This window comes from Dolichospermum sp. UHCC 0352, assembly GCF_009711925.1.
GTDB classification, from domain to species: Bacteria; Cyanobacteriota; Cyanobacteriia; order Cyanobacteriales; family Nostocaceae; genus Dolichospermum; species Dolichospermum lemmermannii.
In genome coordinates this window covers 1-13518 of sequence record NZ_VIKY01000124.1, presented here as the reverse complement: position 1 = coordinate 13518, position 13518 = coordinate 1, and the positions used below count along the sequence as shown (strand labels likewise).

General features: G+C 38.4%; 9 protein-coding genes. 6 read left to right on the top strand and 3 right to left on the bottom strand.

Annotated features, from left to right (window positions below; genetic code table 11):
- Positions 1 to 165: 165 nt before the first annotated feature.
- The 4 genes from FJR06_RS08315 (at position 166) to map (ending at position 5100) form a co-directional block, all read left to right on the top strand.
- Complete coding sequence (locus tag FJR06_RS08315) at positions 166 to 588, top strand: VOC family protein (RefSeq protein ID WP_041458305.1); 423 nt, start codon at positions 166 to 168, stop codon at positions 586 to 588.
- A gap of 151 nt (positions 589 to 739) precedes the next feature.
- The gene (locus FJR06_RS08310) at positions 740 to 3595 is read left to right on the top strand and encodes a pitrilysin family protein (RefSeq protein ID WP_168651221.1); all 2856 of its coding nucleotides are present in this window, start codon (positions 740 to 742) and stop codon (positions 3593 to 3595) included.
- Positions 3596 to 3684: 89 nt separating this feature from the next.
- Positions 3685 to 4098, top strand: coding sequence for a cupredoxin domain-containing protein (locus FJR06_RS08305; protein WP_235081976.1), 414 nt, complete (start codon positions 3685 to 3687; stop codon positions 4096 to 4098).
- Between the two features lie 174 nt (positions 4099 to 4272).
- The gene (gene map, locus FJR06_RS08300) at positions 4273 to 5100 is read left to right on the top strand and encodes a type I methionyl aminopeptidase (protein ID WP_148766844.1); all 828 of its coding nucleotides are present in this window, start codon (positions 4273 to 4275) and stop codon (positions 5098 to 5100) included.
- Positions 5101 to 5200: 100 nt separating this feature from the next.
- On the opposite strand, the gene FJR06_RS08295 is transcribed toward map, so the two are convergent.
- Together FJR06_RS08295 and cax are read right to left on the bottom strand one after the other, a co-directional pair.
- A complete protein-coding gene (locus tag FJR06_RS08295) occupies positions 5201 to 5761 on the bottom strand; it encodes a peptidoglycan-binding protein (RefSeq protein WP_254434402.1) in 561 nt (186 codons plus the stop codon).
- 341 nt (positions 5762 to 6102) lie between these two features.
- The gene (gene cax / locus FJR06_RS08290) at positions 6103 to 7200 is read right to left on the bottom strand and encodes a calcium/proton exchanger (protein ID WP_168651220.1); all 1098 of its coding nucleotides are present in this window, start codon (positions 7198 to 7200) and stop codon (positions 6103 to 6105) included.
- A 251-nt stretch (positions 7201 to 7451) separates the two neighbouring features.
- Here cax and FJR06_RS08285 point away from each other — a divergent pair, with 251 nt between their 5' ends.
- Together FJR06_RS08285 and FJR06_RS08280 are read left to right on the top strand one after the other, a co-directional pair.
- On the top strand, positions 7452 to 10115 hold the full coding sequence (locus FJR06_RS08285) for a DUF3536 domain-containing protein (RefSeq protein WP_168651219.1): 2664 nt from the start codon (positions 7452 to 7454) through the stop codon (positions 10113 to 10115).
- An 895-nt stretch (positions 10116 to 11010) separates the two neighbouring features.
- Positions 11011 to 12753, top strand: coding sequence for a WD40 repeat domain-containing serine/threonine-protein kinase (locus FJR06_RS08280; RefSeq protein ID WP_015079495.1), 1743 nt, complete (start codon positions 11011 to 11013; stop codon positions 12751 to 12753).
- A gap of 52 nt (positions 12754 to 12805) precedes the next feature.
- Here FJR06_RS08280 and FJR06_RS08275 read toward each other — a convergent pair whose 3' ends face one another.
- Positions 12806 to 13105 (bottom strand): 30S ribosomal protein PSRP-3, encoded by a 300-nt coding sequence (locus tag FJR06_RS08275; RefSeq protein ID WP_015079494.1) that lies wholly within the window; start codon positions 13103 to 13105, stop codon positions 12806 to 12808.
- Positions 13106 to 13518 lie beyond the last annotated feature (413 nt).

Here is a 13518-nt window from a genome sequence, read left to right as displayed (position 1 = left end):
AATAGTTCTCCAAATGCTTCGCCCGTACAGTGGTCGCATTTGGAAGATAAATTATCGGTCATTGCCAAAAATAGTTCTCCAAATGCTTCGCCCGTACAGTGGTTTGTGGTTTGTGGTAATAAAGAACTAGCAACCGACAACCGACAACTGACAACTGACAAAATTATGCACCATGCTTCCATTAGAACGGCAAATATCCATCTAGCGATCGCTTTTTATGAGCAGATAGGGTTTACGGTGGGCGATCGCTTCACCACCGGTTATACTCTAGCTTGCTGGATGGAAGGTTTGGGCGGGAGAATTGAACTCATCCAAATTCCTCAACCCAAACCAGCCCCAGATGCTTTTAATGATGAACATTATGTCGGCTATTATCATCTTGCTTTTGATGTGACTCAGATCACACCAGATTTACCAACTTGGTTGGAAAGCTTAAAAACACGGTTAGCGACAATAGAAAATTTACCACCTCTGAAAATTCTTTTAGAACCTACACAGCAGCAAATTGGCGATAAAATCTTAGAAGTCGCATTTATCGCTGATTTTGACGGATTACCTCTAGAATTTTTACGGTTTTTGCATAAATAGGCTGTAAATTAGTATTTATGCCCTTGGGGTGATACAATATTTTTCCTTTTCAGGTACATTTCTAGTTTCCATGAGGTACAGAAACATTTGCCCAATTTTTTAGTCACTCAATATATGTAACTTAAATTACATATATCTATTCGCCAAAGATATGTCTTTTTTCTCTATCGCCCAACGACATCGCTTTTCTTTAGTCATCTTGAGTATCTGGATCATAGCCGTTTTTGTGTTAAATCAAGATGCTGCTTTTAGCGGAGAAAGGGCGGATTTTTCCACCTCTTCCCACAACTCCAACCCAGAAAAATCTCAGAAAACATTAGTCGCTAAAGAAACACCAAATCTCGCTATTACAGCAAATGTTCATAAAACAGTCCTTGATAATGGTTTAACTGTGATCACTAAGGAGGTTCATAATGCTCCTGTGGTGACAGTGCAATTATGGTACAAATTTGGATCAGGTCAGGAAGCATCTGGGGTAAATGGTATTGCCCATCAATTAGAACATATCATGTTTAAAGGTACTAGCAATCGTCCTATCCAATTTGGGCGGTTATTTAGTGCTTTGGGCAGTGATTCTAATGCTTTTACCAGTTATGACCAAACCGCATATTACAATACTGCGGAACGGGATAAACTCACGGCTCTGTTGACGCTAGAAGCAGATAGAATGAAAAACTCGCTGATTGATCCTCAACAGTTAGCTAGTGAGAAGCGAGTAGTTATTTCTGAATTACAAGGTTATGAAAATAGCCCCGAATATCGTTTAAATCGCGCTGTGATGCTGTCTGTTTTTCCAGATCATCCCTATGGATTACCTATTGGGGGAACTAAGGCTGATGTGGAGAAATTCACAGTTGAGCAAGTGCGAGAATATTATCAAAAATTCTATAGTCCTGACAATGCTGTTTTGGTAATTGCGGGAGATTTTGACACCGCACCAACTTTGAAAACTGTGCAAACTGTGTTCGGGAAAATCCCCAAACGCCAATATTCACCCCATCATCTCATAACTCCATTACCTGCCGCTACTCCTACACCTGCAATTAAATTACAAGAACCGGGGGGAAATCCATTACTCCAACTAATTTACCCACTTCCCCAAATCAATCAACCAGATATTCCCGCTTTGGAAGTTATGGATTATATCTTGACTGCGGGTAAAAATGCTTACTTGTATCAGGAATTAGTAGAATCGGGTTTAGCTAATAATGTTTCGGGAAATGTTGCTAGTTTACGTGGGGGTGGTTGGTATGAAATATTAGTAACAGGTTCAGGAAATCAGGACTTAAATAAAATTGATGCAGCGGTAATAAAGGCGTTAGGAAAACTTGCCAAAGTCGCTGTGACAGAAGAACAGATAGAAAGAGCAAAAACTCAATTAACAGCTTCAGTTATTTTAAATAACCGTGATATTACCAATCAAGCTATGCAATTGGGTAATGATCAAATCACGACGGATAATTATCAATATACAGAAAAGCACTTAGTAAATATTCGGAAAGTCCAAGTTGCTGATGTGATGAATGTCATCAATAAATATCTACAACCAGCAGCCCGAAAAGTCGGATTTTTTGAACCTACTCAGCAAGCAGAAACTAACCGTGTTTCGACTTCGCTCAACAACCGGAGTTCATCTTACTCAACGCAAACAGGAGATAATTTTGCTGTTGATGTGGCTGTAGTTCCAGCGGAAGTCAAGAAGTATTTACCACCTCTAGATATATTACCCAAAACGCCAGAAAGACAAATCCCCCAACAGTTACAGCTTGCTAATGGGTTACGCGTGTTACTGTTACCAGACAAAACTACACCAACAGTGACTTTGAGCGGATATATCAAAGCGGGAACAGAATTTGAGGCAGATAATCAAGGAGGATTAGCGTCTTTAGTGGCAGCAAATCTGATGAATGGCACGAAAACCAAAGATATGCGAACTATTGCCCAAGGATTAGATGCAAAAGGCGCAAATTTGGACTTTGAAGCCTCTCGTGAAGGTGTACGGATTAAAGGTAGTAGTTTAGCGGTGGATTTACCAGTTTTGCTGGGGACATTGACGGATGTAATTAGAGATAGTACATTCCCAGAAAAAGAGTTTGCACTTTCACGTCAACAAGCTTTAACTTCCCTAGATTCAGATTTAGATGATCCTGATAAGGTTGCAAATCGTATCTTTGTGCAGTCTATTTATCCGAAAAAACACCCATTACATACCTTCCCAACTGCGAAAAGTATTGAACAAATTCAACGTCAAGATCTAATGGCTTTTAAAGCCCAACATTATCGTCCTGATACCACAGTTTTAGCAATCGTCGGCGATTTTGATGTTACCAAAGTGCGATCGCTCATTCAAGCAAAATTAGGAAATTGGCAAGTAAACGGCAAACCACCAACGGTAAAATATCCCAATGTGGGGATGCCAAAAAATGTAATTAATGTTAATCCTGTTGTCCCTGGTAAACCCCAAGCGATAACTTACATGGGTTACACCGGCATTAACCGTCAAGATAAACGATTTTATGCGGCGATGATCTTGAATCAAATTCTCGGCGGTGATACATTATCGAGTAGACTAGGGGCAGAAGTGCGCGATCGCCAAGGCCTAACCTACGGAATTTATAGCAATTTCATCACAGGTAAGAATGTTGGTACATTTCTCATTGAAATGCAAACCAGTCCAGAAGACGCACGCAAAGCAATTTCCAGTACCCGCAACCTCCTGAAGCAAGTTCATCAACAAGGTGTGACAGCACAGGAAGTAGAAACAGCTAAACGCAATTTAATCAGCAATTATAATATTTCTTTGGCCAATCCCGAACAGTTAAGCCAGAGAATGGTGATGAATGAAGTTTACGGGTTGAATCAGATAGAATTGCGCTCATTTATCAGCAAAATAGAACAAGTCAATCTCAATCAAGTCAATCAAACCGCTCGTGAATTACTTCACCCTGATAAAATTGTTGTTGTCACCGCAGGGCCACAAATTCTGGCACATAAAAAGATTAAATGAATGTGGTTCATGGATAATGGGAACAGGTGTGATTGACAATTATCCATTGAGCCATGAGTAACTTTTTGATTTGTTTATTCTCTCTGCTAATGAGTATAGTAATAATGGGTACTTCTCCAGCAACAGCAGAGAATCTATCTAGTAATCTCCTCAAACAACCACCAATAGAGATTACAGTTAGCTTGGGTAATGTTGCTAATGAATTAAAATTTGAGCCAAATCATTTAGAATTTACCTCTGGTAAACGCTACAATCTCAAGTTAAATAATCCTAGCTCACAAAAACATTATTTTACCGCTAAAGACTTTGCTGATGCAATTTGGACTCAAAAAGTCGAAGCCGGCAATGTAGAAATTAAAGGGAATATTCACGAATTAGAACTTAAACCTGGTGCAGAAGCAGAATGGGTATTTGTCCCCATGAAACCAGGTAAATATGCTTTAGGATGTACTATAGCTGGACACGCAGAAGCAGGAATGAAAGGAGAAATTGTGATTAGGTGATCATTTTTCACTGTCAGAATCAGGATTTACAGGATTTGTGGATTTACAGGATGAATATCTGTGTTTCTCTAGAAGCGCAAAATAAGTTAACTTAAATATAGATATTTTTTGCCAATAAATCTCAACAACTTCACAGCTAACCGGTAAAAGCACCCCTAATTCCTAAACTTCATGATGAATATTTTCGCTAACTTACTTTCTCAACCAGCCCAGCCAAAACCCGAAAAACGACAACGCGGAGGGATTGAAATTAAATCAACCCGTGAAATCGAAATTATGCGACAATCAGCGAAGATTGTGGCAACTGTTCTCAAGGAAATTTCTGACCTAGTTCAGCCAGGAATGACCACGGCCGATTTAGATGCTTATGCGGAAAAACGCATCCGCGAAATGGATGCAACTCCTAGCTTTAAAGGATATCATGGGTTTCCCGCTTCCATCTGCTCTAGTATTAATCATGAAGTTGTCCATGGAATTCCTAGCCATAAAAAGGTAATTCATACAGGAGATGTATTAAAAGTTGATACAGGTGCTTATTATCAAGGTTTTCATGGTGATTCCTGCATTACTATCGCTGTGGGTAGTGTGACGAGTGAAGCCGCAAGACTGATTAAAATAGCCGAGGAATCTCTATATAAAGGGATTGAACAGGTAAAAGCTGGTGTCCATTTAACGGAGATTGCCGGTGCAATTGAAGATCATGTCAAAGCCAATGGTTTTACAGTGGTGGAACAATTTACTGGTCATGGTGTGGGTAGAAATTTACACGAAGAACCAGCGGTTTTTAACTATCGAACTCGTGAAATACCGAATGTGAAATTGCGTTCAGGAATGACTTTAGCAATTGAACCAATTTTAAATGCTGGTTCTAAAAATACCAGAATTTTAGCTGATAGATGGACTGCGGTAACAGTTGATAATGCTTTATCTGCTCAGTTTGAGCATACTGTATTAGTGACAGATAGTGGGTATGAAATTTTGACTGATAGAAATCATCTTTAACTATGATTCTTTTGATTTAGATGATTTATATGACAAATGACAAATGACAAATGACAAATGACAAATGACAACTAACAAACGACAAATGACAAATGACAAATTAAATTGTTAGTTCCCACCAAGTTTTTTGACCAACCACACCATCTGTTGATAGACTTCGACGATTTTGAAAGGCTTTGACAGCAGTTTCGGTAACTGGTCCAAAAACTCCATCAATAGGTAGTCCATAACCATTAGACATTAACAATTTTTGTAAAACTTTCACAGATATGCCTGAATTACCAAAACCAATTACGGGCATAGGTTTATTCTGGGTTGTGCGATATCCTGTTGATAATTGAACACCTTTTTTATTGGTCATAGGGATATTCCCAGCATCAGCTAATTCAAAAGAACTGCTGGATATCTGTTTTTGTGTGATTTGCTTAAATATTTGGTGTCGTCGGAATGAGAGAATTGAGAGATTACTTGGGGAAGTTTCATTTATGTGGATAAATTCTGGTGGTGTAATTTGAGCAGAAGAAACTAACTTATTTGATTGATGATTTGTTAGCTGTACACCATTTTCTAGGTGAAACAAGGTTTGGTTTAATGGAAAATGGGGTATAGTTAGTGATTTCTGATTAAATACACCCATCATCAGCAGTCCGATTTCGTTCATTGTCTTTTATAATTGTATTTATTTATAAAATGGGAAATAGCAAAAGCAGAGAAGAACGGATATAAACTGGCACTGATTTTTTCGAAAAATCAAATATTAGTCCTATATATGTAATTACTATGATCAAATAGTAAAAAATATTTAGGGATATTGATGTATCATAAATCTATAGGTTGATATCAAAAGAATGATCTGATTTGACACTATAAGAATTATTGATTTTATTCATCTATCTTAAGGGAGTTAAAATTATTAAAAAAATATTTAGGACTTGGTAGAAGAGAAAAAAATTCCCAATTTATGAGATCGGGAATTTTAGACCTTTGATCAGGTAAGATATTTTAACCGATACTGTTGGCAACTGGATGGAAGTAGAAGGCAAAACCCAAGACAGTATAAGCAGCTAGGAGTAATGTCCCTTCTAACCAATTAGATTTACCATCAGAACTAATGCTATTAGCAATTAAAACTGATACAGCAACAGCGACTAATTCAAAGGGGTTAAAATCTAAATCCATTGGTTGGCCAATTACCCAACCGGCAATTACTAAAACCGGGGCCACAAACAGGGCAATTTGCATACTTGAACCCACAGCGACAGACATAGCCAAATCCATTTTGTTCTTCATGGCTACGGTAACTGCGGTAGCGTGTTCAGCAGCATTACCGATAATAGGAACTAAAATTACCCCGGTAAATAGGGCGCTTAAACCTAGTTGAGATGTAGCGACTTCCAATGAACCAACTAGTAGTTCTGACTCAAAGGCAACTAACAGGGTGCAAACTAAAAGGACACCACTCCATAACCAAACATTTGGTTTTTTATGGACAACTGCTTCTGCTTCCTCTTCAATATCTGCCACACCAACATCATACAAATAAGCATGAGTTTTCATGGAAAATAGCAGTGTTAAGCCGTAAACTAGAATTAAGACGACAGCTACAGCTAGGGAAAGATTCTGTACGGTTTTTTCACTAATCCCTATGGAGGTATAGTTCATTGCTGTTGGTAACAAAATGGCAATTACCGCCAAATTCATAGAAGAAGCATTTACACGAGCTATGACTGATTCAAATGTTTGTTCTTTGTAACGAATTCCGCCTAATAACATGGATAAACCCATGACTAAGAGTAAATTACTGATAATTGATCCAGTTATACTGGCTTTGACGACATCAATTAAGCCCGCATTCAGGGCAACTAAGGCAATAATCAATTCTGTGGCATTGCCAAAGGTTGCGTTTAAAAATCCGCCTATTCCTGGTCCAACAACTACAGCTATTTCTTCCGTAGCTGTACCCATCCAAGCTGCTAGGGGGAGTATAGCTAATGCTGCGGTGATGAAAACTATCAAGTCTCCCCATTCTAAAAAGTGGGCTGCTAGGGATATGGGTATAAACAACAGCAGCACGCTGAAAATAATGTTCTTGATTGACATTTTTACCTTTAGTTGAGGGGATATCTGCACAGGGACTAAAACATTATGTGCATTTGAACACCTATCATATCTGTCAAGGATGGTGATTGGTAATTGGTAATTGGGGTTCGATATTATTCCCCTTTTTTTTCCTGACTTCTATTAAAATTTAGAGGTGTTATTTATAACTGATTTTATGAGAAAACAATTGTAGAAATGTAGATATAGTAAGAATATTCTGCAAAATTACACATTTATTTGGATAAAAATATATGACTTTGGCAGCGGAAAAACCCAGTAGTTCTGGCTCAATATTACCATTAGATCAAGAGCCTAAATCCAGTCCTGAACATGATCCCCTGAAAACTGCTCAGGGTGTTTATGTCACGGTTCATGGTCATTTTTATCAACCTCCTAGAGAAAATCCTTATCTTGATGCGATTGAACGTCAACCCAGTGCTAGTCCTTTTCATGACTGGAATGAGCGCATTCATTGGGAGTGCTATCGTCCTAATGCCTTTGCTAGAGTCTTAAATGACCGAGGTGAAATTGTGAAGATTGTGAATAATTATGAATACATGAGCTTTAACATTGGTCCAACGCTGATGTCGTGGTTAGAACGCTACGATGGGTCCGTTTATCAGCGGATTTTGGAGGCTGATGCTAAAAGCTGCGATCGCCTCAATGGTCATGGGAATGCGATCGCTCAAGTCTATAATCACATTATCCTCCCCCTAGCCAATGAACGAGATAAACATACACAAATTCGCTGGGGTAAGGAAGATTTCCGTTCTCGCTTTGGCCGTGATCCTGAAGGAATGTGGTTGGCAGAAACAGCCGTAGATTATGCCACTTTAGAAGCCTTGGTAGCGGAAGGCATTAAATTTATCATTTTAGCCCCTTCTCAAGCCCAGCGTTGTCGTCTAATCCCCACAGGAGATGATTCTGGTGGTCAATGGCATGAGGTGGGGGGTAATCAGATTGATCCTACTCGTCCTTATCGCTGTTATTTAGATAGCGATGAATCTGCAAACAAATCAACTGCCTATATTGATATCTTTTTCTATGATGGTCCGATTTCGCGGGATATGGGTTTTAGTGATGTTGTCTACAATTCCCATCATTTTGCGGGACGCATTGGGGCAGCTATTCGCGGGGATCATCGTCAGTCCCAATTAATTTCTGTAGCTACAGATGGGGAAACCTTTGGACATCACAAAAAAGGCACAGAAAAGACTTTAGCCTATGCTTTTATTGGTGAGTTTCCCCGTCATGGTTGGACTGTCACCAATTTTGCCCATTATTTGAGTTTAAATCCTCCCTCTTGGGAAGTAAAAATCAAGTCTGTGACGGCTTGGAGTTGCGCCCATGGTGTGGATAGATGGCAAGATGATTGTGGTTGTGGTGGTGAAGGAGGCGTGTGGCATCAAAAATGGCGACGGCCGTTAAGAAATGCTTTAAATTGGCTGCGGGATCAGTTAATTGATGTTTATGAGGAATATGGCGGTACATTATTTCGTGATCCTTGGCAAGCGCGGGACGAATATGTTCATATCATGGGCGATCGCACTCCCGCTAATATTAACCGGTTTCTATCCCGCCATCAAACTCGCAAACTCCAAGCGGTTGAACAGGTAGAAGCTTTACGCTTGTTGGAAATGCAGCGTCACTCTTTACTGATGTTTACCAGTTGCGGCTGGTTTTTTGAGGAAATTTCCCGTCCAGAGGGAACACAAATTTTGCGTTATGCCTCCCGTGCTTTAGAATTAGCCGGAGATGTGGCAGGTATCCAATTAGAAAAGGATTTTCTTAAACGTTTAGGTTTAGCTCCTAGCAATGTAGAGGAGTTTAAACATGGGGCTGAGATATATCGTCGGTTGGTGCTAACTGCCCAAATTGGCTTTAAACAAGTTGCTGCCCATTACGCCATTACTTCCCTATTTAATCATCACCAAAATACTGCCCCTGGACAAGAGACAGATAAACACCCTCATAATCATCATCAGCGTGTTTATTGTTATGATGCTCATGAGCTAGATTATCATAAGCAAAGCCTGGGACCATTAACTATGGCGGTGGGGCATTTGCAGCTAGTGTCAAATATTACTTGGGAAAATGAAAATTTAGTATTTGCGGTTTTGCATTTGGGTGGTTGGGATTTTCATTGCTGTATTCAAAAGTTTGAAGGACGACGTAACTATAGTCAAATCAGAGAAAAGCTGTTTGCAGCCTTGCAACAGGCTAGTATCGCTCATGTTATTTTGGTGATGACTCAACTATTTGGTGATGAAGCCTTTAGTTTGCAAACTTTATTTGCGGAAGAACGTCACCGCATTATGCGGTTGTTGAGTCAGGAAACACTGGCACGATTAGACCAGTTATATACTCAAGCCTATAGGGATAATTACGGTGTAATTATGGCCTTTCATCGGGATGAATTGGAAGTACCACGAGAATTACAGGTAGCAGCGGAGATTGCTTTGGGTTATCGTTGTTTAACAGCTTTAAAATCCCTAGAACAAGATATTAGCGAACTACAATTAAGCTGGAATCTGATTGTAGAATTAGAAGCGATCGCTACTGAAGCCAAACATCTCCGTTGTCAATTAAATATCCCCGATGGTAATCAAATTCTAGAACAATTGATAGTCCGGTTATTGTGGCAATTATTGTATGATGCCAATAGCAAAATAGATACAGATATCCAACGTTTAGAACGATTGATTGATGTTGGTCATAAATTACATCTTGGCATTAATTTAAACCATTCTCAAGAACTTTACTGGAGTTGTTTACACAGTCAAATATTGCCACGAATTACCAGTATTGATAATGAAGCCGAAACTATTCAATGTCGTCAATTGCTAAAATTAGGACAAAAATTAGCGGTTGATGTCAGTCCTTATTTAGGGCTTGCTGAAAAAGTCTTTTCGTGAGGGCTAGGAGTCACCGAGTCAGGAGTCACCGAGTCAGGAGTCAGGAGGAAGAATTAGAAGGAGAGAAGAATAGTCTCAAATTTCAGAAAGTGATAGGTTTTTAATGGTTTCAATCCTTATTCCTTGCACCTAATTCACTTTTTTAACCGGGAAACTCTTAATCTATCTAGGTTTTCGGTTTATTCAGCAAGCCCTATTTAGATAAATTGATTTAAATTTGTAGGGTGGGCAATGTCCACCCTAATCTTACAGTTTAATCTTGGGGAGGTTTACAATGGTACGGATACAGCCACTGACATTTAAAGAGTCCATGAGTATGTTTTTCTAAAAAAGATCCAGTATTGTACTTTTTTGAGATATTAATTCCGGCTTTTGTTTTGATTTCATAAAGCCAAGGAAAAGACACTATCAGAACAGCCATAACACCGAAGAGATACAAAGAAAAAGTTACAGCTTTAGGAAATTTGCGGGACTGAAAATTGATTTTTTTAGGCATAGAAGTGGTAAACCCAATGTCTATTATAGCTTAAAGATGTCTATTATAGCTTAAAAATCAAAATATGGTTTTGATTAGGTTAAGGTTAAAAATAGTTATGTCGTAGGTTGGGCTGGCAGAAGGAAACCCAACAAAACTCTTGATAATGTTGGGTTTTGCTATCACTCAACCCAACCTACATTTCCTTAACCTAACGAGTAAGTAGGTTAGCATTGAAAATCGTCGCTATGGCAAGGCAAGAGGCAAGAGGCAAGAGGGTTTGGGAGATTTTACTTTTCGTTACATATTACTCTTCGAGAAGCCGCTTCGCGTCTACGGTTTTTTTCCGTTCACCTACTTATTACAATGGGAACTATTTTTATCATCCAGAAACAGAAAAAGGAATCTAGAAAATAAATTGTGTTAATTAAAGAAGATTATCATTTAATCAAGCAGATTAGTAAAAGGGGATTTTGTCAAACATTTCTTGCTGTAGATGAAAGTCAATTTCCGCCAATTCCTTGTGTTATTCACCAATTTTCATCTCAATATCAAACACTGGAAAATTTTCAATATCAGGTAGAGAAATTAACGGAATTAGGTAAACATCCGCAAATTCCTTCCCTAATCACACATTTTAAAGAAAATGAATATTACTATTTAATTCAAGAATTTATTGAAGGTGATAATTTAGCTAGTTTATTAGCAAAGCAAGGTGTTTTTAATGAAACTCAGATTTGGCAAGTTTTAAAAAGTTTATTACCAGTTCTCAAGTTTATTCATGATCATCAAATTATTCACCAGAATATTCAACCAAAAAATATTATTTTGCGGACTGTAAATCAAAGTCAAGATTTATTAGATAATCTAGTTTTAGTTGATTTTGCTGCAATGAAATTTGTCAATATCAATGAATCTAAAGATGATTTAGTTGGTAGTCCAGAATATATTTCGCCAGAACAAATACAAGGTAAAGCTGTTTTTGTCAGTGATCTTTATAGTTTAGGTATAACTTGTATTTATCTACTAACTCAAATACCACCTTTTGAATTATTTGATATTACTAATAATAGCTGGATATGGCGAGATTATCTCACCAATCAAATTAGCGAACATCTAGGACAAACCCTTGATAAACTTATAAAATATAATTTACAAGAACGCTGGCAATCAGCAGATCAACTTATTTATACTTTGGGAATTAAAGATCATTATTTGCCTTTATTATCCCCAATTAATCATCCTTTATGGCAACTTTCCTATCCTCTTGAAAATCAAATCAATAGTTCTATTAATACTGTGGCATTAAGTCATGATGGTAAAATATTAGCCAGTGGAGAAGATAATAAAAGTATTAAATTATGGGATTTAAACAATCGGCAATTAATAGCAAATTTTTTCGGACATACTCAAGCTATAACATCAGTTATTTTTAATCACAATGATACAATTTTAGCCACAGCTAGTGATGATCAAACTATGAATTTGTGGGATGTGAAGACATTAGCAAAAATTCATCTTCTGACTGGACATTCACACGCTGTTAAATCTCTAGCATTTCATCCCCAAGGGCAAATTTTAGCTAGTGGAAGTTGGGATAAAACTATTAAAATTTGGGATGTGAATACAGGTTTAGGACTGAATACTTTAACTGGGCATAAATTACAAATAAATGCTGTAGCTTTTAGTCCCCAAGGACGACTTTTAGCAAGTGCTAGTTATGATCGCACAGTTCGCATCTGGCAATTAGAAGACGGAAAATTTAACTTATTAACAACTCTTTCCGGTCATACTTGGGCAGTTTTAACAGTTGCTTTTAGTCCCAATGGTCAAATTTTGGCAACGGGTAGCGGTGATAATACAATTAAATTATGGGATGTTGGCACTGGTGAATTAATTAGCACACTTTCAGGTCATTCTTGGTCAGTGGTGGCTGTAGCTTTTAGTGCTGACGGAGAAACGCTGATTAGTGGCAGTTGGGATAAAACGGTAAAAATTTGGCAAATCAGCACAAAAAAAGAAATTGCTAGTCTTGTAGGTCATACAGACTCAGTATCTAGCGTTGCTATGAGTCATGATGCAAAATTGATTGCCAGTGGTAGTAAGGACAAGACAATCAAATTGTGGCAAAGGGGACTGGTGATAGGTGATAATTTTACTTAATTACCCATTACCAATCACCAATTACCAACTACCAATTACCAACTTAAAATAATCAGGCGCTACCTGTGAAGGCAACCTCTGGAAATTTCAACTGTGCTTCTGCCATTGGGCGTTTTCTGCCTTCTTCTTGCCAGTAGTTAATCACTTCTGTGGCTTTGTTGAGTAACTCCACCCGATCAACATCTGTAATCCAGTGTTTGGATTCTAACTCTTTTTTTAGCTCTTCCCAGGCATCATTTCTGGGCCAAAAAAAGTATTTGGTTAAGGGGCTAGATCCTTTACCAACAACCTGATCAACTGCTAGGGCGACGTTTTCGTCTAACCAGAGAATTTTTAAAATGAACTTGGTCAATTACACCTCCGGGGAATATCCGGGTTTTACTTACTAAGTTTGCGACCCCTTATTTTAACTCAATGTTTGAATAATTGACCAATGAGTGAAGAAATTTGGGAATCTTCTGTTGTCGGAGAAGTCAGGAGTCAGAAGGAAGAGGGAAGAATGAGTAAAACCCTCTTTTAATCTGAGTTTCGTGATCTGCTATATCATTAATTTTGTTGCATATCACGTCAGAGTTAGGTCAGTAACCCAGCCCTAAAGGGACTGGGCTTGCAAGAGTAATCAAGCAAGCCGTACTGACCAGACCACCCTGAGTTTACTCTCATGGTAGCCGTTGTTTGAGTCACGACACCCCGGAATGCGAAGCTAGTTCCCTGCTCTGTCGCTTGTGATTAAACAGTTCTAAGGTCACTGGAACAGTGTTGCAA

Coding starts and splice junctions, on each gene's coding strand:
- FJR06_RS08315 (WP_041458305.1), top strand. CDS start 166: ATGCACCATGCTTCCATTAGAACGGCAAATATCCATCTAGCGATCGCT.
- FJR06_RS08310 (WP_168651221.1), top strand. CDS start 740: ATGTCTTTTTTCTCTATCGCCCAACGACATCGCTTTTCTTTAGTCATC.
- FJR06_RS08305 (WP_235081976.1), top strand. CDS start 3,685: ATGAGTATAGTAATAATGGGTACTTCTCCAGCAACAGCAGAGAATCTA.
- map (WP_148766844.1), top strand. CDS start 4,273: ATGAATATTTTCGCTAACTTACTTTCTCAACCAGCCCAGCCAAAACCC.
- FJR06_RS08295 (WP_254434402.1), bottom strand. CDS start 5,761: ATGAACGAAATCGGACTGCTGATGATGGGTGTATTTAATCAGAAATCA.
- cax (WP_168651220.1), bottom strand. CDS start 7,200: ATGTCAATCAAGAACATTATTTTCAGCGTGCTGCTGTTGTTTATACCC.
- FJR06_RS08285 (WP_168651219.1), top strand. CDS start 7,452: ATGACTTTGGCAGCGGAAAAACCCAGTAGTTCTGGCTCAATATTACCA.